Origin of the sequence: Maribacter sp., assembly GCF_049667165.1 — a bacterium.
In the GTDB taxonomy this organism is placed as follows: domain Bacteria; phylum Bacteroidota; class Bacteroidia; order Flavobacteriales; family Flavobacteriaceae; genus Maribacter_A.
On record NZ_JBATHS010000047.1, the window covers coordinates 52,121 to 77,081 of the forward strand.

26 protein-coding genes are annotated in these 24,961 nt (G+C 41.0%); 12 read left to right on the forward strand and 14 right to left on the reverse strand.

What is annotated here, in order from left to right; all coding sequences use genetic code 11:
• Positions 1–39: 39 nt before the first annotated feature.
• Entirely contained in the window at positions 40–471 is a 432-nt protein-coding gene (locus WBM98_RS02570) for a hypothetical protein (protein WP_424364457.1), read from the forward strand.
• Between the two features lie 19 nt (positions 472–490).
• Here the strand turns inward: WBM98_RS02570 and WBM98_RS02575 are convergent, their stop codons facing one another.
• Positions 491–1,195 carry a LytR/AlgR family response regulator transcription factor gene (locus WBM98_RS02575; RefSeq protein WP_424364458.1) on the reverse strand — a complete coding sequence of 235 codons (705 nt, stop codon included), beginning with the start codon at positions 1,193–1,195 and terminating at the stop codon, positions 491–493.
• Positions 1,196–1,528: 333 nt separating this feature from the next.
• On the opposite strand from WBM98_RS02575, the gene WBM98_RS02580 reads away from it, so the two are divergent.
• Genes WBM98_RS02580 through WBM98_RS02590 form a run of 3 tightly spaced genes read left to right on the forward strand, consistent with a single transcriptional unit; the run spans position 1,529 to position 3,649 of the window.
• Entirely contained in the window at positions 1,529–1,972 is a 444-nt protein-coding gene (locus tag WBM98_RS02580; protein ID WP_424364459.1) for a hypothetical protein, read from the forward strand.
• Positions 1,973–1,998: 26 nt separating this feature from the next.
• A complete protein-coding gene (locus WBM98_RS02585; protein WP_424364460.1) occupies positions 1,999–2,661 on the forward strand; it encodes a hypothetical protein in 663 nt (220 codons plus the stop codon).
• Positions 2,642–3,649, forward strand: coding sequence for a 2-hydroxyacid dehydrogenase (locus tag WBM98_RS02590; RefSeq protein WP_424364461.1), 1,008 nt, complete (start codon positions 2,642–2,644; stop codon positions 3,647–3,649). The genes WBM98_RS02585 and WBM98_RS02590 overlap by 20 nt, the downstream gene beginning before the upstream one ends.
• On the opposite strand, the gene cls is transcribed toward WBM98_RS02590, so the two are convergent.
• Complete coding sequence (cls, locus tag WBM98_RS02595) at positions 3,644–5,140, reverse strand: cardiolipin synthase (RefSeq protein WP_424364462.1); 1,497 nt, start codon at positions 5,138–5,140, stop codon at positions 3,644–3,646. The two genes, WBM98_RS02590 and cls, sit on opposite strands and share 6 nt — an antisense overlap.
• 136 nt (positions 5,141–5,276) lie before the next feature.
• Between cls and trxB the strand changes: the two genes are divergently transcribed.
• Entirely contained in the window at positions 5,277–6,242 is a 966-nt protein-coding gene (gene trxB, locus WBM98_RS02600; protein ID WP_424364463.1) for a thioredoxin-disulfide reductase, read from the forward strand.
• 79 nt (positions 6,243–6,321) lie between these two features.
• Here trxB and WBM98_RS02605 read toward each other — a convergent pair whose 3' ends face one another.
• The 7 genes from WBM98_RS02605 to WBM98_RS02635 form a co-directional block, all read right to left on the reverse strand.
• Positions 6,322–6,792: a hypothetical protein gene (locus WBM98_RS02605; RefSeq protein ID WP_424364464.1), complete on the reverse strand. Its 471-nt coding sequence runs from the start codon at positions 6,790–6,792 to the stop codon at positions 6,322–6,324.
• Between the two features lie 120 nt (positions 6,793–6,912).
• Positions 6,913–7,959, reverse strand: coding sequence for a pyridoxal phosphate-dependent aminotransferase family protein (locus tag WBM98_RS02610; protein WP_424364465.1), 1,047 nt, complete (start codon positions 7,957–7,959; stop codon positions 6,913–6,915).
• Complete coding sequence (locus WBM98_RS02615) at positions 7,959–8,969, reverse strand: dipeptide epimerase (RefSeq protein WP_424364466.1); 1,011 nt, start codon at positions 8,967–8,969, stop codon at positions 7,959–7,961. Before WBM98_RS02615 ends, WBM98_RS02610 begins: the two co-directional genes overlap by 1 nt.
• Positions 8,970–9,072: 103 nt before the next feature.
• Positions 9,073–9,804 (reverse strand): head GIN domain-containing protein, encoded by a 732-nt coding sequence (locus WBM98_RS02620; protein ID WP_424364467.1) that lies wholly within the window; start codon positions 9,802–9,804, stop codon positions 9,073–9,075.
• 137 nt (positions 9,805–9,941) lie between these two features.
• A complete protein-coding gene (locus tag WBM98_RS02625; protein ID WP_424364468.1) occupies positions 9,942–11,762 on the reverse strand; it encodes a PspC domain-containing protein in 1,821 nt (606 codons plus the stop codon).
• Positions 11,763–11,764: 2 nt separating this feature from the next.
• A complete protein-coding gene (locus tag WBM98_RS02630) occupies positions 11,765–12,100 on the reverse strand; it encodes a PadR family transcriptional regulator (protein ID WP_188312378.1) in 336 nt (111 codons plus the stop codon).
• Positions 12,101–12,288: 188 nt separating this feature from the next.
• Positions 12,289–12,771 carry a DUF4870 domain-containing protein gene (locus WBM98_RS02635; RefSeq protein WP_424364469.1) on the reverse strand — a complete coding sequence of 161 codons (483 nt, stop codon included), beginning with the start codon at positions 12,769–12,771 and terminating at the stop codon, positions 12,289–12,291.
• Positions 12,772–12,904: 133 nt separating this feature from the next.
• Here WBM98_RS02635 and WBM98_RS02640 point away from each other — a divergent pair, with 133 nt between their 5' ends.
• Together WBM98_RS02640 and WBM98_RS02645 are read left to right on the forward strand one after the other, a co-directional pair.
• Positions 12,905–13,360 carry a DUF4442 domain-containing protein gene (locus tag WBM98_RS02640; protein WP_424364483.1) on the forward strand — a complete coding sequence of 152 codons (456 nt, stop codon included), beginning with the start codon at positions 12,905–12,907 and terminating at the stop codon, positions 13,358–13,360.
• 133 nt (positions 13,361–13,493) lie between these two features.
• The gene (locus WBM98_RS02645; RefSeq protein WP_424364470.1) at positions 13,494–14,291 is read left to right on the forward strand and encodes a TIGR00266 family protein; all 798 of its coding nucleotides are present in this window, start codon (positions 13,494–13,496) and stop codon (positions 14,289–14,291) included.
• Between the two features lie 198 nt (positions 14,292–14,489).
• Here WBM98_RS02645 and WBM98_RS02650 read toward each other — a convergent pair whose 3' ends face one another.
• Positions 14,490–16,064 carry a M81 family metallopeptidase gene (locus WBM98_RS02650; RefSeq protein WP_424364471.1) on the reverse strand — a complete coding sequence of 525 codons (1,575 nt, stop codon included), beginning with the start codon at positions 16,062–16,064 and terminating at the stop codon, positions 14,490–14,492.
• A gap of 312 nt (positions 16,065–16,376) precedes the next feature.
• Between WBM98_RS02650 and nudK the strand changes: the two genes are divergently transcribed.
• A complete protein-coding gene (gene nudK / locus WBM98_RS02655) occupies positions 16,377–16,961 on the forward strand; it encodes a GDP-mannose pyrophosphatase NudK (protein WP_424364472.1) in 585 nt (194 codons plus the stop codon).
• Positions 16,962–17,140: 179 nt separating this feature from the next.
• Here the strand turns inward: nudK and katG are convergent, their stop codons facing one another.
• The 3 genes from katG to WBM98_RS02670 all read right to left on the reverse strand — a co-directional run bounded on the left by katG (position 17,141) and on the right by WBM98_RS02670 (position 21,279).
• Positions 17,141–19,345 carry a catalase/peroxidase HPI gene (katG, locus tag WBM98_RS02660; protein WP_424364473.1) on the reverse strand — a complete coding sequence of 735 codons (2,205 nt, stop codon included), beginning with the start codon at positions 19,343–19,345 and terminating at the stop codon, positions 17,141–17,143.
• 4 nt (positions 19,346–19,349) lie between these two features.
• Complete coding sequence (locus WBM98_RS02665) at positions 19,350–19,766, reverse strand: Fur family transcriptional regulator (protein WP_424364474.1); 417 nt, start codon at positions 19,764–19,766, stop codon at positions 19,350–19,352.
• A 244-nt stretch (positions 19,767–20,010) separates the two neighbouring features.
• Positions 20,011–21,279: a D-alanyl-D-alanine carboxypeptidase gene (locus WBM98_RS02670; protein ID WP_424364475.1), complete on the reverse strand. Its 1,269-nt coding sequence runs from the start codon at positions 21,277–21,279 to the stop codon at positions 20,011–20,013.
• Between the two features lie 144 nt (positions 21,280–21,423).
• Between WBM98_RS02670 and WBM98_RS02675 the strand changes: the two genes are divergently transcribed.
• Together WBM98_RS02675 and WBM98_RS02680 are read left to right on the forward strand one after the other, a co-directional pair.
• Positions 21,424–21,621 (forward strand): hypothetical protein, encoded by a 198-nt coding sequence (locus WBM98_RS02675; protein ID WP_424364476.1) that lies wholly within the window; start codon positions 21,424–21,426, stop codon positions 21,619–21,621.
• A gap of 105 nt (positions 21,622–21,726) precedes the next feature.
• Positions 21,727–22,122: a lipocalin family protein gene (locus tag WBM98_RS02680; RefSeq protein ID WP_424364477.1), complete on the forward strand. Its 396-nt coding sequence runs from the start codon at positions 21,727–21,729 to the stop codon at positions 22,120–22,122.
• Here the strand turns inward: WBM98_RS02680 and WBM98_RS02685 are convergent.
• Positions 22,114–23,064 carry a LysR substrate-binding domain-containing protein gene (locus WBM98_RS02685; RefSeq protein ID WP_424364478.1) on the reverse strand — a complete coding sequence of 317 codons (951 nt, stop codon included), beginning with the start codon at positions 23,062–23,064 and terminating at the stop codon, positions 22,114–22,116. The genes WBM98_RS02680 and WBM98_RS02685 overlap by 9 nt on opposite strands.
• 101 nt (positions 23,065–23,165) lie before the next feature.
• Here WBM98_RS02685 and WBM98_RS02690 point away from each other — a divergent pair, with 101 nt between their 5' ends.
• Both WBM98_RS02690 and WBM98_RS02695 read left to right on the forward strand, forming a co-directional pair.
• Complete coding sequence (locus WBM98_RS02690) at positions 23,166–23,645, forward strand: Dps family protein (protein ID WP_424364479.1); 480 nt, start codon at positions 23,166–23,168, stop codon at positions 23,643–23,645.
• Between the two features lie 549 nt (positions 23,646–24,194).
• A partial coding sequence (locus WBM98_RS02695; RefSeq protein WP_424364480.1) for a carboxypeptidase-like regulatory domain-containing protein occupies positions 24,195–24,961 on the forward strand: 767 nt, incomplete at its 3' end.

Sequence of the window (24,961 nt, forward strand, 5' to 3'; positions counted from 1 at the left end):
TGATCGTATTATTGATAATTTTATAAAAATTCAATAGCCATGACTGCTCAAAAGGAGTTTTCAAAAGCGGTTCAATCCGTAAAAATGAGCGCTATGTACAGGGAATATAAGCTGTGGAAATCGCACTTGCAACTCGTACATGACGAACTTACCTTTATCGAGCACTTACTTAATTCCTATGTCTTCGAACCCAATACGCCAAATTTGTTTGAACGTTTACAGGATTATCAGGCTCGGATAAAAAAAACTAAGGTGAATAGGGAGGTGGTTTGTGGAAAAATCATTGAGCATGAAAAAAAGATCGGGGGAATGATCGAGTGTGCAGATGCATACTGTGATAGTTTCTATAAACAAAAACACGAGACGCTCAAAGCGGAAACCGTAAGTTTTATGGAAGATTTCAAAAACCTGAAATCTGAAATCTTTGAATATGCCGGAGGTATTTTAAAAAAAAGAAAACCCAGTTCTTGATCGAAAAAGGCTATAAGATTTATAAGGGTAACAATATTTTTTCCAATTCGTCCTTATGTGATCTGCTCATAGGCAACTTCGTGTCTGCCACCTCAACTTTCGTACTGCTCCAATTATCTATTTTGTCCACATTTACAATATAGGATTTATGGATTCTGATGAACCTGTTTCCAGGGAGCTGATTTAAAAAGGCTTTCATAGTCGATAGCACGATAAAATGCCCGTTGAGGGTTACTATTTTGATGTAATCGCCCATAGCCTCAATCCATAGAATTGAATGTAGGTATATCTTTTTCTTTTGAAGGTCTACATTCACATAAACACATTCTTTACTATCCAAGTTTTGCAATATTTGGACTTGCTTTCTGATTGCGCGATCAATGGCCATGGTAAACCGGGCTTTATTGATTGGCTTTTGCAGGTAATCGGTGATGTTGTTATAATCAAACGCCTTCATGGCATAATCGCTTCTATCCGATATAAGTATAATCTGCGGGGGTTCTTCCAAAGCATCCAACAAGTCAAAACCATTGACTACGGGCATTTCAATATCCAATAAGATTAAATCGACCTTGTCCTTGCGAATGGCATTCAACGCCAGAATACCATTTGCATAATCCCCCAAGACATTAAGATGGGGATGTTGCTCGGCCAATTTTTTGATAATGGCCCTTTGGGTTTCAGAATCTTCGACTACGACAGTGTTCAAGGTTTTATTGGCCATTCTGGGTTACGTTAACTCTTGGTTTCATTAAAGGTTATAGCGCACAGGTCGCCTAAGTCATTAAAAATGACCCATGGTATCGATTAAAATGCGCAACATCCAAGTCCAAAAATAAGGATACTTAATCAAATTTGCCTTAAATCAGGTACAATTTACGTAGTATTTGGAAGGTATTTATATTCCTTAAATCAGACATACCCACTAATAGTGACTGATCTATATCATTTATGGAATGCTATAAATAGGATACCTTAGGAATAGAAGTCAGGTGGGTTCAAATAGTGAAGAACCTATCCAAAATGATTGTTTTAATTATTGATTATACTAGAAAAAATGAAAACAAAGAAGCAGATTTACAGGTATTTAGAGTGGAAAAGTCCAGAAGAAATGCATCAAACCTCCTTGGAGTGGATTTCAGCGTTGAAGTTTGTTAAGGACGAGCAGTTGTTTCTTAACGATTTAGTGAAGGCCTACACACTTCAAATTACAGGTTTAGGCTTACTGGAAAAAAGTAGGAAGTTGGTCACTTCAATTTCAAATGCCGAAGCTGAGGCCGACAAAATCTTGAAAAAGGCCCAGGTACATGAGAACCAATTATCGATAATGATTGATGATGTCGATCAACCCAAAATGGAGAAAGCCTATACGGAAACCCATAGGGATATGATTTTTGCGATTGAAACGTATTTGACCAACTATCGAATATTAAAAGGGAGTCTATTTCAAATGATTTCAGAGGTCATGAAAAAAGAAAAACAAAAAAGACTTCTTAACTGAAGCCTTTATCTAAAATAAGAAGCATCATGAAAAAGTTATGGGTATTGGCAATTATAGCGTTGCTGATAATGGCATGTTCGTCTGCCGAGTTGGTTGAAAATTGGAAGAACCCTGACATTGTGTTATTCGATGCCAACAAGGTATTGATCGTTGGTATGACGCATAATGAAGAGGCCCGTGCTCAATATGAAACCAAATTGCGAAAGCAATTTGAACAACGAGGGGTAGAGGCAGTTCGTAGTTTGGATGTCTTTGATGTTGAATTTACTGCTTCGGAACGCTCGGAACAAGAGTTGGCCAATGTTGAACAGCAATTGCTTGACAAGGATTTTGATGCCATTTTATTCACAAAGATTACCGACATAGAGAATGTTGAGAACCACAGAAGGTTGATGAACAATCTGGATCGGTATAATCAAGGTTTCAATGATGATTATCGAAGTAGTCAGAATATTTATTTTGAATCTACGGAATATGATGATTTTACGATCTATCATGCCGAAACTTCGCTATACTGTATTTGCCCGGGTAAGGAAAGGAACCTGATTTGGCGAGGGGCCATCGATATTACCGATCCCGTCGATGTTGAAAAAACCATTGATGATTATATAGCGTTGGTCATTATGGCCATGGAAGATCAAGATCTGATTTTCAGAAAAAAAACTACAAATGAAGTTACTGGTCTTTAGTGCAAAGGATTTTGAGATACCCTTCCTGCAAAAAGCGAATAACGGACGGCATAAGGTTACCTATATCAAAGATGAGCTTGATTCGACCACGGCGATAAAAGCGATGGGTTATAAGGCGATAAGCATATCTTCTGGAGATGATGCATGCTTGAACGCACTTGAAAAGTTAAGGGATCTGGGGGTAAAATATATTTCATTACGCGCTGCGGGGTACAATAATATTCAGATAAAGGCTGCCAAACGATTTGGACTCAAGGTAGCCAATGCCCCGGATTATTCGCCCCACGCCATAGCCGAACATGCCGTTGCCCTATTAATGGCCTTGAATCGTAAAATACCTGTTGCCGATCGTCAGGTACATTCCTTCAACTTTGAACAAAAAAATTTGATGGGCTTTGATTTGGTGGGTAAGACCATCGGTATCGTAGGTACGGGACGTATAGGATCCGTGATGGTTAAGATAATGCATGGATTCGGATGTAATATCCTGGCCCATGACTTGTTACCCGATCAGAAATTGGTAGCCAAGTATGGCGTACTCTATGTTGGTTTGGAACATCTATATAGGCAAGCAGACATTATTAGCCTGCACGTACCCTTGACGGCAGAAACCCATTATTTAATCGATAAAGAAGCGTTTGAACAGATGAAACCCGATGTATTCCTCTTGAATACTGCCCGGGGTGCCATTGTAGATACAAGGGCATTGATCAAGGCATTGGAGGTGAATAAGATTGCTTACTACGCGGCCGATGTGTATGAAAAAGAAAAAGGATTGTATTTCAAAGATCATTCTGCCCACGGTATAAAGGACCGTCATTTAAAGACCCTGCTAACATTCCCTAATGTCTTGATGACCCCGCATCAGGCCTATGTTACCGAAGAGGCGCTTCACAAAATCGCACGGATCACATTCGAAAATCTGGATTGTTGGGCGCAAGGGAAGTACTGCAAGAATGAGCTCGGATATGAAACACTCATTTTATAAAAGCGGACTGAATATTTTGGCAAAACCTTCCTTGAGTTTGTCCAAATAGGGTCTCTTTTTAAAAGCGTCATAGTGCAAAGGAATGATTTGCTCAATTTCTGTCAAAAAATCCTCCTTGAGTATATGTGCTGTTCTGGAATCATACACCATGGCATTTACTTCATAGTTCTGCTCATAACTCCGAATATCCAAATTGGCCGTTCCAATAGAAGCAACCCTATCATCTGAGACAATGATCTTACTATGCAAAAATCCATCTGGGTATTGGTAGATCTTGACTCCCGCAACTAAGAAAGATTCAAAATAAGAACGTACACTCCATTTTACCAAAACGCTATCCGCCTTGGCCGAGACCAATAGTCTGACATCGACACCACTATTGGCGGCAACTTCCAAAGCCTTTAAAATAGCCGTGCCGGGAATAACATAGGGATTGGTGATATAAATGTATTTTTGGGCATTGTTGATCAAGGCAAAATAGGTCTGTCCTATAGGGGAGAAGTAGTCATCAGGGCCACCATAAACGATTTGTACCACTTGGTTTCCTACCTTTTTTTTCAACGAGGGAAGTTCATTATCAAATACGGATTCGTTACCCGATACCAAAAACCAATCGATAGTAAAAACAATTTGCAGGTCAAATACTGAAGCGCCTTTCAACTGCAGGTGCATATCGTGCCATTTGCCGAGTACAAGGTCTCCCTTTAAATATTTATCCGAAATGTTGATGCCCCCTGTAAAGGCGACTTTACCATCTACAATGATGATTTTTCTATGGTTCCTATAGTTTATTGAAGCTAAGAAACGTCCAAATTTAAAAGGCAGGAACGGATAAACCTCTGCTCCGACGGATTTTAATCTTGCGATATATTTTTTGCTCAGGGAATAACTGCCCACCCCATCGTAAATGATCTTTACCTTGACTCCTTTTTTTATTTTTTTTTCGAATAATTCAATCAAGCGTTCGGCCAGTTCGCCTTCCTCAAAAATGTAATATAGGAGATAGATGTATTTGTCTGCAGCTTCAAGAGCTTCGAAAATAGCATCAAAGGTGGCTTTCCCATTTTTTAAGAGTGTTACTTCATTATTATCAGTAGGTTTAAAACCAGTACTTTTTTCAATAAGATGGATCAATTTGGTAAACCTATTGGTAGCGATTTCTGAATAGTCTTCTTGACTACTATTTTGCCTCACCTTATGTAAGTATTTGGAAATAGCGGCATCTTCCTGTATTTCTCTCCAAGAATATTTTCTTCTATTTCTTCCAATCATCCAATATAAGAGAATACCGCCTATGGGAATGGTGAAAATCGTTAAAAGCCAAGCCAAGGTTTTAGCAGGCTTTATGCCATTGACCAATAAACTTATTACCATTCCGATGGCAATAAGCATGTACAGTATCAAGGCGATTATCCAATACATTTCCAAATTCTTCAGGATCAATATTAAAAATACACAAAACATGGCGATTCCCATTATGATGCATGTCATAAAGGTCTTATTTTCGGCCTATATCAGGATCCCTTTCTTGGGTGTGGCCCTTCAATAACTTTTCATAACTTTAGCTGTAAGGTTTTTTACAAAAAACCTACTTTTGTTGTATTAAATAATTTAGAAGAATTTGAATATGTCCAAGAAAGTTGAACAAGTAAAAACACTGATTATTGGATCAGGTCCAGCGGGGTATACGGCCGCAATATATGCTGCCCGAGCCGACTTAAAGCCAGTGCTCTACACAGGAATGGAGCCCGGGGGACAATTGACGACGACAACCGAAGTCGATAATTTTCCAGGATATCCCGAAGGCATTGATGGCCCGACGATGATGATACAATTGCAACAGCAAGCTGAACGATTTGGAACCGATGTTCGTATAGGAATGGTAACGGCGGTTGAATTGAGTAAGGAATTGGGAGGAATCCATAAAGTTACAGTAGACAACGATAAGATCATCGAAGCCCACACGGTTATCATTTCAACCGGTGCAACTGCCAAGTATCTGAATATCCCCAGTGAACAACGTTTACGTGGTGGGGGAGTTTCCGCCTGTGCCGTATGTGACGGATTTTTCTATAAAGGACAGGATGTTGCCATCGTAGGAGGTGGTGATACGGCTGCGGAAGAGGCTTCCTATTTAGCCAATATCTGTAACAAAGTGACCATGTTGATCCGAAAGGATTATATGAGGGCTTCAAAGGCCATGCAGCATCGGGTGAACAGTCTTCCAAATCTGGAGGTAAGGTACAATACCCAAGTTGATGAGGTATTGGGGGAACAGGTCGTTGAAGGGCTAAGAATGGTGAATAACCAAACCAATGAAAAAGAGGAAATCGCCATAACGGGGCTTTTTATTGCGATTGGCCATAAACCGAATACCGATATTTTCAAGGGTCAAATAGATATGGATGAGACCGGTTACATCCTCACCAAAGGCAAGTCTACCAAAACCAATTTACCAGGGGTTTTTGCCTGTGGTGATGCACAGGATAAGGAATATAGGCAAGCCGTTACAGCTGCAGGTACAGGGTGTATGGCCGCTTTGGATGCCGAAAGGTATTTGGCCACGGTTGAATCTCCCGAAGAGGTTGCATAACTTGAACCGATATTAGTATATACAAAAAAACCGTCCTGGCGATAATTTCGTCAGGACGGTTTTTTATGATCGATAAGAATCAATCAATTCGTATATAATTTTCGGAAAAAATTCGATTTCCATCCCCATCAGTCCTAATCTGACTATACTTGTCATCCTCTAACCAGAGTTCGAAAACAAAAGTACGTAAAGAGTCTTCGCCTGTCAACATACCTTTATCCCCATATTCTATTACTTCTATTAATTCTGTATCTGTTAACTTATAGGTTCCATACCCAAACTTCCCTACAACGTCGTTACCATCGGCATCCTTTGTGTCTTCAGACGTAGTACGAGACCACATTATCTTGCCATTGTAGAACATTTTAATCTGTCTATAACCCACATCGGTTGAGAGGGTGTCCACGATATCCTGGCCATCGAAGTTGTAAAAACTTTGAAGCTCCCAAGTGCCTTCTATAGTGTGGTATGTATCTGTTTTAGAACTGGTAAAGGCTACAATTGTTAATAGTACTGCCGTTAAGATGACAGAGCCAAGTAATCTTTTCATAGTGGTTTATTTAAGTAATTAATAATCAATAAAAGTTACAAATAAATGTGTTAAAAACATAATATTAAATATCAATAATTATTTAGATAATAATTACATAGGGTGAAAACAAGCAAACTTTTAAATGAATGAATCCAAGCAGTCGGATAAAGCATCGATATCCGATTCAGTATGATGGCTGCTCAAAACGATACGACTCATCACTTCAGAACTTTCATCAGGGTAATTGAAGTTGGTAAGGATAAACCCATTCTTATCAAGAGAATCAGCCAATTGGGGAGATTTGAATGAATAGGTAGGATGTTCTCTGATACGGTTGAAAAAGTCGATATGCTTTACTGATTTTTCAAAGTAATCCATATTGTAGCCCAATTTCACTCTCTTTGAGCCATAAATGTGTTGGGCATCGATAAAGGTAGCCATGACTGATGGTGCTGCAGGACTCGCACCTCCAAAAAACGCGGTCCCACCGAGCTGTTCCATGCGCTTGTGTGAACCCAAAACAGCTCCCGCCTGTATACCGAAACCCTTTCCCAAAGAACAGCAAACAATTAATTCCTTGACATGTGATTTCTGCAATGTTTTGTAAACACCTTCCCCATTGTTCCCTATTATACCAATACCATGTGAATCATCAACAATCAAGATAATCCGATCCAGAGGCAGGTTTTTTAGACCCTTGAACCCAGGATAATTATTTCCGATAAAGTCAATGGAATCCATGAAAACAACCGGAATGATTTTGGCATCGTGTTTAAGATGATCCCGTATGGCCTGGTTCAATTCGGAAAATGTGGAAAAGGGTTTGTTGTACTTATTATATAAAGCGGAATGGGTATTCGGTGCGTAAAAAAGCTTGTATTCAGGGCTATTGAAATTTTGGGCAACGAATTGGCCCGCCAAATAACCCGAAGACAGGGTGAGTGCTGCCGGGCATCCTGCTATGTGAGCCAAGAGCGATTCGGCCCTTTCATAAATGGTGAGCCTCACATTCGATTTTCGTGAAGCCCCATAGTTCGTACCGTATTTTCTGACGTTTCTGATAAAATGGTCCTTGAATTCGGCATCGGTTTGGAGCCCGAGGTAAGAAGTTCCACCAAAATAAAGATACTTCTTGCCTTCCACAAAAATTTCACGCCCCGGAAAACCATCGATATAATAGGCCATTATAATAGGGTTATGCCACTGCCGCCCAGTTTTGGATATTCCAGCACACCGTTTTCATGGATCAGAATACCCTGTGCAATATCTTGCTTCAACAACATGGCACCATCCATATCAACATAGTCCAACTGGGGAGCCAACTGGGCTATTGCTGAAATGCCTACGGTAGATTCGGTCATACAACCCACCATTACTTTCAGTCCATGGGATTTCGCCTCCTTGATCATCTGAAGTGCAGGAGTCAAGCCACCACATTTGGTAAGTTTTATATTGATCCCATTAAAAAACAGGGCACATTTTTCAACATCGGACGCCACAATACAACTTTCATCGGCGATAACCGGTAAAACACAATTATGGGCAACCTTTTCCATACCACTCCAATCATCCGCTTTTAGCGGTTGTTCCAAGAATTCAACTCCCAAATCCTTTAGTTCAGGGGCGTTGGTAATCGTTTCCTTGGCCGACCAGGCACAATTGGCATCAATACGGAAAATGGCCCGGGTGTGTTTCCGTAGCTCCCGAATAATCTGAAGGTCGTTCGCGGTACCCAATTTTATCTTATAAATGGGCCAAGGTCTTTCTTGCATTTTGGAGACCATAGTGGCCGTATCAGCTAGCCCGATGGTATAATTGGTGATAGGGTAGTGGTCTATCGTGGTTCCCCAAATTTCATACAGTGGTTTACCCAATAATTTGCCATAAAGGTCGTGTGATGCCAAATCTAAGGCGCAGATCGTAAAATTGCTCAGGTTGTTTTGAACCAGAAACCGATAAAATGTATCAGGACTACTAAAATCAAAAGTTTCAATGTCATGCCTGATCGCTTCTATCTCCCGGATCATGCTTTCAGTGGTGATACCATAGTAGGGATTTGAGGTGGCTTCCCCGTAACCCGTTTGTCCGTTCAAAGTCAGACCTACGATTAAAGTGTCTTGAAAATCATGTGATTCCCTTGAAATGCTAAAGGTATGGTTTAAGGGTAAGGTAAATTTTTTTAAGTGTAACTGCATGCCATGATTGTTTGCACTAATATAGCTAAACCCAAGCTTATTAAAAGGGAAAACCACCGAAATTTCGGTGGTTTTAATAGCATGTTATTCCGAGGATAACCGTTTAGTTTTTGTGCACACTTCCCGAAACCGATTTCTTCTTTGTGACCTTGGCTTCACCAGAATAGGAGATGTTTCCGCCACTGCTGGCATCTGCCGTAAGGTCATCTGATACATTCACGGATACATTACCACCACTACTCGCATCGGCACGGCATACTTTGGACATCAATTTCTTGGCATTGATGTTCGCTCCCGAGCTGGCATCCACAAAAACGGTTTGGACAGCACCGGAAAGGTTGAGATTGGCACCGCTACTGGCATCGATTTCAACCTCATTGGCTTCCATTTCTATGTTTACATTGGCACCACTACTGGCATCGATTTCCAATTTATCTGAGGTGATCTTGTTTTCGGTATTTAAGGAAGCCCCGCTTGAACTTTCCAAGCCCGTTACATCGGGCAAGGTGACGAATATTTTTTTTGTAGCCCTTCCTATATTCTGCTCGGCATGTATGCGCAATCTATCATTTTTTATATCCGTTGCGATAAGGTCTATGATATTCTCATCGGCCTCAACCGTAATTTCGAATTCATCCCCTTCCGTAACATAGACATCAAGTCCTTCCGATGCCGATACTATGGTGAATTCCTCTGTAATTTCCCTTGTTTCAGAGGTAACATTGCCATTTCCTTTTTTTCCACTCCCAAAGTCCCCAAAGTTGATGTCAAATCCACAGGAAGACAGGAATAAGGTCAAAATCATTGCGATTGTAATCCGTACTAGTGTTGTCATGATTGTTTTTTTTAGGTTTGCCCAAAGCGGGCGTTTTGATTGTTGTTAATTGATGAATAAATTTCGTTTTTATTTGGTGTTACTTACATTAGGATCGACCGAGTTGTTGATTCTTGTTACCGAATTGTAGGGGAGGCCTAACTGTCCTTGTTTTTAATGACTACCCCATCCTCATCGATATTCATTTTAAGGCCATCCCCTTGGTCGTTCAAGTCAATATCCAAGACTTCCCCATCATTACTATCATTGGCCTTAATCTTAACACCATCCTCATTGATTTTCATTTTGAATGAATCCCCATTGTCCTTAATATCGATATCGATTCCATTCCCGTTGATGATAACATGATCCTTACCGTCTTCTTCGATGATCTCGGGGCAATCTTGGCATTTCAATTCGCCATCCGTGTCCATGGTCCACATATGATCAGGAACATCGCAGCGGCCCATATCTTGGTCGTTACTAAAGCTAATGGGAATACAGCGATTTGTTTCATTTTCAAATTTCAACGTTTTTCCTTCGGGAATATAGAGTGTGATCCATACCTCTTGGTCCCTGAACTTATGTTGCATTGAAGTAGTGAGGAAATCATCGAAGATAATGGCATTGCCCTCTACGGCATATTCATATTCAATGTTTCTGGCTATTTCTTTGGCTTCGGTGAACGAACTACCATTGGCATCCTTACGTATTTTGATATGTACAATACTGTCTTTCGATTTTTTGAGTGAAAGGTGAACATCATCGGATACCATAATTTCCTTACCATCATCGGTGGAAGTTACCATAACCCCATCAATGGCCATATTTCTTCTTTTTTCGAAATATTCCGAAGCATGCATGCTGATTTGAAGGGTATCATTCGGTACTTCGAAATTTATGGACTGCTCTACTGTAATACTGTCGGAGTAGGCGTGGGCGGCAGCTTGGCGAAGACCTAAGACCACCAAGGTAATCAATGAGATCAACCAAAGACCTAATAAGGAGAACTTAGCGATATTTCCAATGGATTTCAAGTTGTTCACCAAAATCTTAAGGCCTAGGTAGAGTACGAAAAAGAACGGAATTCCCACTACAAAGAAAGCCAATAAGGAAACAATCCAAACAGGGGCACTCGTTGAGTTTACCATATTGTAAAAATCAATTCCTGGTATATGGATCACATCCAAGATACCGACTGTAAAAAGACCAACAAACAGCCCTATTAAGGTGGCAGCACCGATTAAGATCAATATAATGCCTATGAATTTTCCGAAGACTTTAAAGAGGAACATAATAATGTCCCCAATGGTGTCAAAAAAGGTTTTGCTGCTGCTTTTGACCTTATTGCCCACTTTTTCATAGTCCACATTTTTAACCCTATCAGCAACGTCGTCAAACCCTTCTTTCACTTTACGTTCTATGTTGCTGATATTCACGGGCTTTCCCGTCATATCCAATTTTTGGGAGGTAGTAACTGCTTCGGGTACCAAAATCCAGAGTAAAATGTAGGCAATGAAACCGAATCCGGTGGTTACCGCTAAAAGTATGAATATGAGACGGATCCAAAGGGCATCAAAACCTAGATAGTGTTCCAATCCGGAACAGACCCCGCCTATATATTTGTGTTCCATATCACGATACAGTTTTTTAACCCTACCGGTAGTCGTGGAGGCTTTGGCTTTGGAGATGGGCTCGTCCTCAAAAATATCCTCGTCGATCATATAATCTTCAGGCTGTCCCATTACCGCAATAATCGCATCCACTTCTTTAAGCGTGATTACCTGACGTTCATTTTCCAATTTTTCGTAGAAAAGTTCGGCAATCCTGGCTTCGATATCGGCTTGTATTTCATCACTGCCTGGGGTATTGGCGAATGAACGTTTAATAGCTTCCAAATATCGGCGCATTTTGTTGTACGCTTCTTCATCCATATGAAAAAGCCTATTTGCGAGATTTATGTTTACTGTCTTGTTCATTATTATTTGTTTTTTTTGTTGGTTACCACATTTGTGGCCATTCTTAATTCGTCCCAGGTGGTGTCCAGTTCCTTAAGGAACAATTTTCCCGTTTCGGTCAAGGTATAGTATTTTCTTGGAGGTCCGGAAGTTGACTCTTCCCAACGATAATTGAGCAAGCCAGCATTCTTTAGCCTTGTCAGTAGCGGGTAAATAGTACCCTCAACGACCAGCATCTTAGCGTCTTTCAGGGTGCTTAGAATTTCGGAAGCATATTTATCCTTTCCATTAAGAATGGATAGTATGCAGTATTCCAAAACCCCCTTGCGCATTTGTGCTTTTGTGTTTTCTACATTCATAATTTCATGATTCTATTAATTTAACTGTTCGCTTTTTCTGTCCCAGATCGTTTTCATTTTGCAACATGTGATTAAGATGTTTTGAAATCCGTTCAGTACAGATCTTGATTGATGATTAAACTCCCTTGGTATGATAAATACCATTACAACGGCTACTTTTTAAGTGATACATGGTCATACTAGTTTATTTATTTGATGAATTTTATAGTGATGGGATAGCTAAAAGTCTGTCCCTCATTGGTTCTAATGGCGGCTAAGATGGTATACACTACGTTTATGATAAAGAGTCCTCCTTGTAAAAGTCCGGCAATCCCTATGGGGAAAATCCAATAGCCAAAGGAAAGATCGTCAAAATCAAAATCTAGATCAAAATTGTTATAGCGATTCAGACCGTTCAGCCCAAAATGGCCGTGTTCAAAAATTTCAGGGATAAACCCAAGGAAAATTGGAATGCTGACCACACCTAGGATAATGGAATATAAAAGGATACTGATCTGAAAGTTCAAAGCTTGCTTTCCATTGTAATCCACAAACTCATATTCTTTTTTATTGGCCGTCCATAAAACCAACGGAATTATGAAATTACCAAACGGAATAAAGAACTTACTAAAGGTCGACGCGTGTATGATCGCGGATAGATTTCGCTCGTGTTTTGATAAGGTGTCTGTCATGGCCTATTAATTTCTTATACAAATATATATCTAAAAGAAGGTACTATGCAACACATAGTACTAATATTTAACATAATATTAACAATTAAGACTTCATTTATTTTAATTACTTTTAATGAAAATTATAATAAACATGGGCACTTCCGTATCAAAATTCAATACGTTCACTTTTTTTAAATTACCTTCTGCTTGGTGGTGCGGGGTGCGCTTAAGATACATTGATCAGCAAAAAGCCATGGTAACCGTTCGTCATAAATGGTTCAATCAGAACCCTTTTCGCTCGATGTTTTGGGCCGTTCAGGGTATGGCTGCAGAGTTCAGTACGGGGACCATGGTCATTGATCAAATCAAAGCCAGCGGTAAGAACATCTCAATGCTCGTCTTGAACAATACGGCTAATTTTTCGAAAAAAGCAACGGGTAAGATAACCTTCACTTGTGAAGATGGTCATTTAATAAAAAGTGCTATTGACAAAACAATTGAAACTGGGGAAGGGCAAACGATATGGATGAAATCGGTAGGCGTAAATGAGGATGGTGTAGTGGTCTCGACTTTTAAATTTGAGTGGACGGTAAAAGTTAAAAAATAGTTTATGGGTTTATAAGTTTAGGAGTTTATTTTAGGTTGTAACAAATCCTGGTGTAATGCAACTAATCAATGAAAAAGCTTCATAAATTTTTAACACATAAACCTTTAAACAATAAACTTATAAACTCAAAACAATGAACGCACACGAAATAGACTATCAGATTTACGGGGAAGAAATGCAATATGTTGAAATTGAACTTGACCCACAAGAAGCTGTGGTTGCCGAAGCCGGCAGTTTTATGATGATGGATGCCGATATTAAAATGGATACCATTTTTGGGGATGGGTCCAATAAAGACAATAGCGTATTGGACAAGATATTCTCCGCCGGGAAGCGTATCTTGACAGGGGAGGGCCTTTTTATGACCGCCTTCATGAATATAGGCCAAGGCAAGAAGCAGGTGAGCTTTGCGTCGCCTTATCCCGGGAAGATCCTACCCATTGATCTTTCTGAAAAGGAAGGGAAATTCATTTGTCAGAAAGATGCCTTCCTCTGTGCGGCCAAAGGGGTTTCCGTAGGGATCGAGTTTTCCAAGAAATTAGGCAGGGGATTGTTTGGTGGCGAAGGTTTTATCATGCAGAAGTTGGAAGGTGACGGCTTGGCCTTCGTACACGCCGGGGGAACTTTGGCCAAAAAAGTTTTGGCCCCTGGGGAAGTCCTTAAGGTCGATACGGGTTGTATTGTAGGTTTTACCAAAGATGTCGATTATGATATTGAGTTTGTTGGGGGTATTAAAAATACGGTCTTTGGTGGTGAAGGTCTGTTCTTTGCAACCTTGCGAGGCCCAGGAACGGTTTACATACAGTCCTTGCCTTTTAGCAGGTTGGCCGGAAGGGTATTGGCATCGATACCTCGAGGAGGAAAGGATAAAGGCGAAGGTAGTATTTTGGGTACTCTGGGTGATATTGTAGGGGGTGACAACCGATTTTAATCCATTGTAAACCAGTGTTTTTTCTGTTTTCTTGGTTGATATAGATAAGCGATATAAGGAGCGTGGCCGATTAAAAGGTCAATTCTACCGTTATTTCAAGCGCAGTCGAGAAAATTAAACCGCTCTTTAAATATATCTCGACTCCGCTCGATGTGACAGATAGGGTATTTATAGACCTTTTAAACGGCTACTTTTTTACTACTTGATTTCATCGGATGCCCGAAGTAATCGTGCACTTAAATCCGGGGTAGCCATATCCTTATCCAAAGGGAACATCGGGCGATTGATATGTTTGTATCCCAACCGCTCCAGATCCTGATCCACGCCACCTGGGGTCATGGCCATGATCCAATCCCCGCGCATTTCGTAGAGTTCGGGTACGAGATATCCGATTTTAACCACGACAATATCCGTTTTTTCAGGATTCAAATTCAAATTGGTAAAATCGGCCTTATAGTGATAGGGTTTTCTCTTTCTTGTAACAATTACCTGTATGCTTCCAATTTTGATAACAACTTCAACTTCGGCATCGCGATCACCTTCCTTAATGGCCATTACCTGGCCTGTAAGTTGTAGGGGAGGGGCGAAACGATCATCAACCATGGCCCCAGCCATCGCGGAAACTTTACCGCCTACACCGACTTTTAAGGCTTCATCTATCAATTCAGGGCCGGGAATTGAGGCGTAGATCACTGGAGGACCGTTTTCTGATTTGAACTCCGGACGCGATAAAAGCTCGCGGAGTGTCCATGTAACATCCCCAGCTCCTCCAGCAGTAGGGTTATCACCCATATCACTTATGATAAATGGCTTTGATTTGCTGGAAAGCGCTTTCGCCAAACTTTCTTCCAGCGTGGCTACGGGGGCCACAAACTCAAAGGCATTGCGAACCTCCCAAAACGCCTTGGCCAATTTTTCCGCACCGGAAGTCACTTGGGCCTTGTCGTCACCGGTTACCATGACCACGGCGTGGTTTCTGGGTTCATCGGCCCATGCATAACCGATCCAAATAGCAGCATCGATAACGCCTTCTTGCTTCTCTATAGAAGGTATTTGGGCATATAGACTTTTGCCAGGTTCAATGCGGGTACTGGTTTTTTCACCAGGCAGTAGGATCGGAACGGGTATCCAAGCCTTGTACTTGGGTTTTCCTTTCCCATTTTCCAAGCGGTCTAATAAATTGGTGATTGCCCGTGCCTTTGATTCCAAAGCGTCTTCATGGGGTGCCATGCGATAACAAGTGATTAAATCGCTATGTTCGGCCAAGGTTTCGGAAACATTTCCATGTAAGTCCATCGATGTGGAAATCAAAACGTCAGGACCTATCACCTCTCGAATACGTGTAATGAGATCGCCTTCGGCATCTTCCAATCCCACAACACTCATTGCCCCATGAATATCGAAGAACAAACCGTCATAGGGTCCGTTTTCCTTGAGCATTTTCAAGGTTTTGGCGACCATACTCTCATAAGCCTCCCTCGTCACGATACCGCCTGGCAGGGCTTTGCCCAATAGGGTGGGTACCCAATCGGCCCTTTTGCGAATTTCGGTCCCTTCGTCAAAAAACGGATAACGCCCGAAAATCGAGTCACTAATCCTAGCATGAAAGGCTTCTTCATCGGTTTGGGCAGGGGAGAAGGTACTCGATTCAATACCCAAACCGGCAATGGCGATTCGGGGAAGCTCATTGTTGACCTTCCCTTTATTATTCTGGGGTTTACAACTGAATACGAGCACTAATGATAGTAGTAGGAATACGTTGGATATTTTCACGTCTTTAGTAATTTAGTTGGATTTTATCTATTGAAATAAGCGTTATAAGGGTTTTTAAATCGCAGAGCGATGCGTCCCCTAAAAGTAGTATATAATTTTCATTTTTAATGACAGATCTTCATCCTATACATTGCCGATATAGTCAAGAAATTCTATATTCGGTCTCTGTAATCCCAAATTAAAAGGGGGTGTATCCATTATGGTCTTGAAAGGCATGTACTTATTGGGTATCATTGGGAGCTTATGTTCGCTAAGATACCTTTATCATTTGAACTGATCTTAAAATGAATAGCAATTAAAATTCGATTTATCTTGAAAAAAGGACATATAAGGAATATTAAAACAGAACTATTATCAGACAACTGGTATACCTTGAATAGAATTACCTTTGATTATCAAAAAGAGGATGGGAGCTGGGAAACCCAAGTTCGGGAAGCTTATGATAGGGGTAATGGGGCGGCCATATTGTTATATAATAAAAAGAAAAAAACCGTGGTCTTAACCCGTCAGTTTCGGATGCCCACCTATATTAATGGCAATGAGGACGGAATGATGATCGAGGCATGTGCCGGCCTATTGGATGGGGACCATCCTGAGGCTTGTATTAAAAAGGAAGTAGAGGAAGAAACGGGTTACATGGTTGATGACGTTAAAAAGGTATGTGAGACCTATATGTCTCCCGGATCGGTTACCGAAATACTTTATCTCTTTGTGGCCGCCTATGAAGACACTATGAAAATTGGAGAGGGTGGTGGTGCTGAGGATGAGACGGAAAATATCGAGGTGCTTGAACTTTCCTTTGCGACGGCTCTGAAGATGGTTGCTGCAGGCGAAATAAAAGATGCCAAGACCATATTGCTGTTGCAGTATGCACAGTTAAATAATTTATTGGCATAGTAGTGACTGGTGCTGAATAAACGGCTTTCTTCTTCCCCTCGTAATGTCTTACGCAAGGAATAGGGTGTGTAATTACAGGTTTTCACATCACCCTCAAAACGTTATTAAAAATACAAGCCCCACATTTTCATACGATGTACTTATATGAAAAGTGGGGCCTGATGTCTTAGGTAATAACCTTATTTCAAGTCAAATCTATCCGCATTCATTACTTTCTCCCATGTTTTCACAAAATCATGGATAAATTTTTCTTTGTTATCATCCTGTGCATAGACTTCGGCATACGATCGTAGAATCGAATTTGATCCAAATACAAGATCCATTCGCGTGGCTGTCCATTTTAGTTCGTTCGTTTTCCGATCACGAATTTCATATAAGCTTTTGCTAATCGGTTTCCACGTGTTTGCCATATCGGTTAAGTTGACGAAAAAGTCATTGCTCAACGTGCCCACCTTTTCAGTAAAAACGCCGTGTTTGGTGCCGCCATAGTTCGTGTCCAAAACCCGCATACCACCGACAAGAACAGTCATTTCCGAGGCAGTTAACCCCATAAGTTGTGTTCGGTCGAGCATCAATTCCTCTGGACTTACCACATACTCTTTTTTCATCCAATTACGATAGCCGTCGGCTAAAGGTTCAAGTGGGGCAAAAGAGTCAGCGTCGGTCATTTCAGCTGTAGCATCCCCGCGACCCGGTGCAAAAGGTACTGTAAGATTCACACCCGCAGCTTTGGCTGCCTGTTCAATACCTAGATTTCCCGCCAGGACAATGGTATCGGCAACACTAATACCGAATTCAGTGGCTATCGGCTCTAGCATTGATAGTACTTTGGCCAAACGCTTAGGTTCGTTTCCTTCCCAATCTTTTTGAGGGGCTAGTCGAATGCGCGCCCCATTGGCGCCACCACGCCGATCTGATCCGCGGAAAGTTCTTGCGCTATCCCAAGCTGTGGCGATCATCTCTGCATTGGAAAGCCCTGATTTCGATATCCTTTCTTTTACGGCAGCTACATTATAATCGGTACGGCCTGCAGGAATTGGATCTTGCCAAATCAAATCCTCTTGTGGTACATCCGGTCCATGGTAGCATGATTTTGGTCCCATGTCGCGATGCGTTAATTTAAACCAAGCGCGCGCAAAAGTATCGGAAAAATAGTCTTGGTCGTCCTTGAACTTCAATGATATTTCCTTATATATGGGATCAACCTTCATTGCCATATCGGCATCGGTCATCATGGGGTTGTGTCGGATCGAAGGATCTTCAACATCAACCGGTCTGTCTTCATCTTTGATCGTCACCGGTTCCCATTGCCAAGCACCTGCCGGACTTTTTTGTAATTCCCATTCATGGTTAAATAGCATATCGAAAAAGCCATTGTCCCATTTTGTCGGATGTTTGGTCCATGCGCCTTCCAGACCGCTTGTAACCGCATACCGGCCCTTACCTGTCTCGTGAGGGTTGTCCCAACCAAAGCCCTGCGCTTCTACCGGTGCTGCTTCTGGTTCAGGACCTAGGATGCTTGCATCACCATTCCCATGGGTTTTCCCTACGGTATGTCCCCCTGCGGTCAAGGCCACTGTTTCTTCATCATTCATCGCCATTCGTGCAAACGTTTCCCGCACTTGGGCTGCTGTCTTCATTGGATCTGGTTTGCCATTGACACCTTCTGGGTTCACGTAAATTAAGCCCATTTGTACTGCCGCCAATGGATTTTCCATGGTCGATGGATCTTCCATATTTTCGTAGCGCTCGTCACTAGGTGCCAGCCATTCTTTTTCAGCACCCCAATAAATATCTTTTTCCGGATGCCATATATCCTCACGTCCAAAGGCAAATCCATAGGTTTTCAAGCCCATGTTCTCATAGGCAATGGTACCTGCCAAAATGATCAAATCAGCCCAGCTGACCTTGTTACCGTACTTTTTCTTGATGGGCCATAACAAGCGTCTGGCTTTATCGAGGCTAACATTGTCTGGCCATGAGTTCAACGGGGCAAAACGTTGGTTCCCAGTTCCGCCACCACCACGACCATCTGAAATTCTATAGGTCCCGGCTGCATGCCATGCCATCCGTATCATCAATCCACCGTAATGGCCCCAGTCGGCAGGCCACCACTCCTGGCTATCGGTCATCAAGGCATTCAAGTCTTTCTTCAAACCGTCAACATCGAGTTTTTTTAGTTCTTTGAGATAGTCAAAATCTTCACCCAGTGGGTTGGTTTTGGTGTCGTGCTGATGTAAAATATCCAGATTTAGCGCATTGGGCCACCAATTCATAACTGTCGACCCTGAAGTGGTATTTCCACCATGCATTACCGGGCATTTTCCACGAGAGCTATCATTGACTTTAGAAAATTCTGCACCGTTGGAAGTGTTCTTATCCATAATTTTAATTTTTAAATGTACCTGTTATTTGTAGTTTAATATCTTGAATCTTAAAATTTTTAATTCCCTTTTTATAGAAGTATTCGTTGATGAGTTCATCTAGTTTTTCGTCTTTAAAATCCTCGATTCTGTCGGTCTCCTGGCAGTATAGATGATGGTGATTGGCCAGTAAGGGATCATAACGCATAATGCCACTTTCGGTTTTCACCTTTTTCAACAAGCTGTTTTCAACAAAGGAATCCAACACCTTATACACCGTTCCTACAGAAATATTGGGATGGTTTTTCTTGATATATTCAATAATATTGTCAGCAGTGGGGTGATTATCCAACTTAATTATGGCACCTAAAATAGCAATCCGCTGTGGAGTCACGCGCAGCCCTTTTTCCGATAGCTTCGTTGCAATTTCCTGTATATCCATCAATTATTACTATATGAGAATAATTATCATGTAAGATTGGTATAAACTTAATGATTAATATTTAAAAAATGAAATGGCGGTTAAAAAAATGGGAAGATTTTAACCTGATTTTGCGAAGGTCCGAACCGAAATAAATCGATTTTCCTGCCCAAGCCTGATAGGAGGGGAATTTGGCCGCATCATTGGTCTGTATTACTTTTGTTTTGCGAGGATTGATATGACGTTTTGATCTTACTCAACCCTTTTAGTAGTTATCCCGTATCTTCTCGAAAATTGTCTGCATCCGCTTTTTTACTTCGTTGGGATGTTCCATAAAGTGGTTGTTCATGAAACTGAATATCAATGTTTTTCCCGATTTGGTAATAAGATAACCACTTAGGCAGTGATTGTTGCTAAGGCTTCCGGTCTTTGCGTACAGATAGGGTGCAGGATTTCCGGGATACCAGTCTTCCAAAGTACCTGATTCACCCCCAGCAGGAAAAAATTGAAGCAATCTTTCTTGCGGTATTTCAAGATAGAGCTTTTGCAAAACATGTACGATCGACTCTGGGGTAAACAAATTGTAACGGGATAATCCAGAACCATCTACCCACCTCGGCGGCTGTCTTACATCGGACAAGTGGTTTTCAAGTACGAATTGTCGTGCCCTTTCGCTACTTAACGTATCCGATAGCGTAGCGGAAGCCAAAACCAATAACTGTTCGGCCAGAAAATTATCACTTACTTGCATCATTCTTTTGTAGACGGTATCCGCAGGCATCCCATATAAGACCTTCATATTGTCAACGGGCATTTTATCGGTACTATATATTTTTATTTGGAGGGATTTTTCCAATAATTTTCTGGTTAGACTACTGTCTACGATAAACGGAATTACTATGGTGTCTTTTTTTGAAGTATCAAAATAGAAATAATTCTTTTTTCGATCGCGATTCAAGGCATACGAAATGGGTAGAATACTGTCCTTGAAATAGTCAGGTTGTATGTTCAAGGTATCACTGTTTTCAATGGTCACGACGTTCCCATAAAGAGGAAAACCGCTTCGCTCAGGGGAGTAGTAGTATTGGTAATCGTCCCAAGCCCATCCCGGACCAAATTTTTCATCCCTAAAATTGTTGGAATACAGGGCAATGTTGGTATAGTCTTTCAAAAAATGGAGTGCGGTACTATCCTTTAGGTAGGGATGTAACGCAGAAGGGTCTCCGGTCCCTTGAATGTAAAGGGTGTCATTTGAAATGACATACTTTAATGTAGGTATGTGGTCGGGCAATAGCCGTAAAGCAGTAAAAAGGGTATAAATCTTGGTGTTGCTGGCTGGTGTAAAATATTTCGTGCTATTGCAGCTGTACAAGGTATCTTGGGTGGCCGCATTGATCAATAAGAAACCGGTAAACTGATGATTGTTCTCAACCGTTTTGATATGGGCATCGATTTTTTTGGCAAGACGCCTTTTAGTACTTGAACACCCTGTAAGTAAGACAGTTAATAAAAGTAAAATAACGATTTTTTCCATATGTTCAACGTGAAAATTACCAATTTCTTTCTTAGGTTGCTATTTTAACAAGAAATTATTGATTTTTTAACGAAGCATGGGCAATAATATTTATGCATTTATAGTTAACTTTGAAAGACAACAACTAATTAAACATTTTGGAATATGGCTAGAGCTATGCTTGAGTACACTAAAACTGTGCTTAAAAAAGTTAGTTTTGACACGAAACTCTTTTGTAAAGAGTTGAAAAAGGCGGTGCAAAGACTACTGCCGGCCGAAATAGAAGAACTGAAGCAGTGGGTGTTACAGTTTGTAAACGATAAGCCGCAATTACAAGAAAGTCTTATTTATTTAAAAGCATAATTCCAAACCACTCGAAAGAGTGGTTTTTTTTGGTTTCATAAACCATAGTTTAAATTTTTCCGTATATCATCCGATATGCGGCGCCTAATCCGTTAGTAGATGTAAATGAAGAATATTGTCCCATTGTTATTCCTATTTTTTTTTGGATGCAGCGATGACGATTTGAAAAGTAACGAAATCGATCATGAAATTATAGGGCAATGGCAATTGGATGCTACTAAAATCAGTCCGGGGGGTATGGTGGATTGGACTTTGATCGAAAATGGACAAATCTACGATTTTAGGGCCGATGGCACCTTCGAACTCTCAAAATGGGAGGGATGTAAATCAATGGTTTCGGGTACCTTTGCGGTATCAGAGGAAAGACTGTATTTAAAGTTTACGTGCAACACTGAGGTAAATGAACCCATCTACCTTATATCCTTCGACAAAAACAAACTGATTTTAGGATTTGTCGGATGCATCGAGGAATGCTCATATCGATTTAAACGCTTAAATTGAGCGTTGTTTGCCAATCGGACTTATGATCTTCACGTCCTGAAAGGCGATGGCACCCCTCACAATGCTAGAAATCACATCTTTCAATGCTTCGGTAATCTGTATTTTCAATTCGCTCTTATGATAGATTAAACTTACTTCACGTGCCGGAGAAGGAGGGTTGAAGTGTTTTAAATACTTCTTTTTCGATTCATCCAGTTCAAGTGTATTCAGATAAGGCAAAAGGGTCATGCCCAGTCCTTCATTCGATAAATTCACCAAAGTCTCAAAACTACCGCTTTGTAGTTGAAAATGTTCATCATCATAATTTTTCGTTGAATTGCATATGTTGATCACGCCATCCCTAAAACAATGCCCATCCTTTAATAGTAGGATGTCGGAGATGTTCAAATCAGAAGGGTCTAGATGTGACGCTCCTGACAGCCTATGGTTGGCAGGAACATAACCGACAAAAGGTTCATAATACAGCGGACGTTCTTTTATGAATTCAATTTCCAAGGGAGTGGCGGCTATACCAGCATCTAAATGCCCATCCTGTAAATTACGAATAAGATTTTCGGTACTTTGTTCCTTTATGATCAGATTTACTTTGGGATATTTCCTGATGAATGTTCTCAAGAACATCGGCAGGAGCGTGGGCATGATGGTGGGGATGATTCCCAGGGTATAGTCTCCTCCAATGAAGCCTTTTTCCTGATCCACGATATCCTTTATCCTTTCTGCCTCGTTGACAATATTCTTAGCTTGTTCCACAATTTTCCTTCCGACTTCGGTAATGGCTATCGGTTTTTTGGTACGGTCAAAAATCAAGATGTCCAATTCATCCTCAAGTTTTTGTACCTGCATGCTCAATGTAGGTTGTGTAACAAAGCTTTTTTGCGCGGCCAAAGTGAAGTTCTTGTATTCGGCAACAGCCAACACATAATGTAACTGGGTTATGGTCATGGATTATAATTTCAGTCTATAAAATTATAAAAACAAACGATTAAAACTAACCTTGAAAGCCTTAATATTCCTTAATTTTATAGCAACTTAAAAGTAATACCATGTCATATAATAGCATAGGCTTGAGTGCCAAAAAATCGTTGGCCCTAAGCGACGATTTAAACGATTTACTAGCCAATTTTCAACGATACTACCAAAATTTAAGGGGAATACATTGGAATATCAAGGGCAAACGTTTTTTTGACCTTCATGTTAAATTCGAGGAGTTGTACACCGATGCCAATATCAAGGTTGATGAGATCGCTGAACGTATTCTTACGCTGGGCGGGGTGCCTTTACACACATTTGAGGATTATATAGCGAACGCGAAGGTACCTGTAGGAAAGAATATTACAAAAGATGAGGAAGCCATTCGGTTGATTGTTGAGTCATTGACCCAATTATTACTTATTGAAAGGGACATTTTAAAAACTTCGGATGAGGCCGATGATGAAGGTACAAATTCCATGATGAGTGATTTCATTACCGAGCAAGAAAAGACGGTTTGGATGATGAAAGCTTGGTTGGCCGAGGAAATTTAAAATCCACGTTATAATTTCATAACGAAGCGGCGATCTAGAACAATGGTAACGTACGTTCATACGAACGAAACAAAGTGATCCATTCCCTTTGTATCAAGTACCTATGGATTGCATCGCACCGTGTAAATACCTTCGTATGACTTTCTAGACCGCCTTTTATATTTTACAATGCTGATAGGTCCTTAAAAATCACAAATTCGAGATTTTTATTTCTTACTTCGAATTAAGCGCCATCAGCCCTTTAGTCCTTTGGGTGATTATCGTTTTTTCTTGTGATAAGATACCTATATTCTGGCCAGAGGCTACGGTTTCCAAGGGTTAGGCAAACATGCTTTTTTTGCAGTCAATCACTTCATTCTCAACTCCCGCACCTTTCACTAAAATTTCAGAATCACACTTCACCGGCCTTTAGCCGAAGGATGAAGTACATTTCGTTCCACTAAACAAATCCGTGCCACAGTTCGGCCTCTAAAAACTACAATTGGGAACATAGTATTGGTACCTTCTTCCGGGGTATGACATTTTTGTACTATCAAAAAACGAAAGGTCATGCTTAAATCAACATTATTATCGCTTACGTGCCTATTCACTACAGCACTTTTTGCACAAACGAACATTTCCGGTACGGTCACGGATGAAAAAAACAATCCAATAATCGGGGCCAATGTATATCTGGAGGGCACCTACGATGGCGCCACAAGTGATGCGCAAGGATATTTCTCCTTTGAAACAGGGGAAAAGGGGACACAAACGTTAGTGGTTTCAATGATTGCCTATGAAACCCATTATGAGGTTGGGGATGTTTCAATGTTGAAAAATATGGTCATAAAAATGAGGGAAACCATCAATCAGCTTAAGGGGGTTACCCTGACGGCCGGTTCTTTCTCGGCAGGGGATAATTCCAAAGTATCCGTATTGAAACCATTGGATATCGTTACCACTGCAGGCGCTGCAGGGGATTTTGTAGCAGCGTTGCAAACCTTACCGGGAACCTCGACCGTTAGCGGCGATGGTAGGCTTTTTGTTCGGGGAGGAACCGCAGGGGAGACCCAGGTTTTTATTGATGGCCTTAGGGTATTTCAACCCTTTAATGCCACAGTCAATAATATTCCTACTAGGGGTAGGTTTTCCCCTTTTCTTTTTAAAGGAATCACTTTTAGTACCGGGGGATATTCCGCAGAATACGGTCAGGCCCTATCAAGTGTCTTACTACTGAATACCACCGATGTAGCCGAACAGGAAAAAACCGATATTTCACTTATGTCCGTTGGTGGAGGTATCGGACATACCGAAATTTGGGGGAATGAATCCTTAAG